Annotated in this window: 1 protein-coding gene; it reads left to right on the top strand. The window is 55.7% G+C overall.

Translation table 11 applies throughout. The features are described from left to right. The coding region (locus HMPREF3143_RS09115) for an integrase core domain-containing protein (protein WP_139145859.1) at positions 1–463 on the top strand (463 nt) is incomplete at its 5' end. Positions 464–517 lie beyond the last annotated feature (54 nt).

The raw sequence follows: 517 nt of genomic DNA, 5'->3' as shown, positions 1-517 counted from the left end.
TGGGCGTCAGACCGGAGCGTATCCGGCGGGCCATCCCGAAGAGAACGGGCGGCACGAACGCATGCACCGTTCCCTGAAAAGTGCGCTGGCGCAGGGGAACACCTTCATGACGATGGAAGAACAACAGCGGTGGTTCAGTGACTACCGGGAAGAATTTAACTACGAAAGACCGCATGAAGCCCTGGCGGGTGCAACGCCCGGAACGGTGTGGCACCCCTCGAAGCGCCAGTGGGATGGCCGTGTTCCTGACTATGCCTATCCGTCAGGAGGAACGGTCTACAGGGTGAAATCGAGGGGGACACTCTATATGGGGAAAAAGGGGACGGTGTTCCTGAGTGAAGCGCTGACTGATGAGTACATCATGCTGGAAGAACAGGATGATGGCCTGGAGGCCATCATCTTCAACGGAATAACGCTTGCGTACTACGACCGAAAAACCCAGAGTGTGGTGCGGATAGACTAAAAGTGTTACCTATGTTCCCGGTCTGATCTGTCACCTATGTATCCGGTCATACAG

The organism is Enterobacter sp. HMSC16D10, from assembly GCF_001807145.1.
Classification (GTDB): domain Bacteria; phylum Pseudomonadota; class Gammaproteobacteria; order Enterobacterales; family Enterobacteriaceae; genus Enterobacter; species Enterobacter roggenkampii.
The sequence above is the reverse complement of the archived record's forward strand: the minus strand, read 5'-3'. Positions and strand labels throughout refer to the sequence as shown.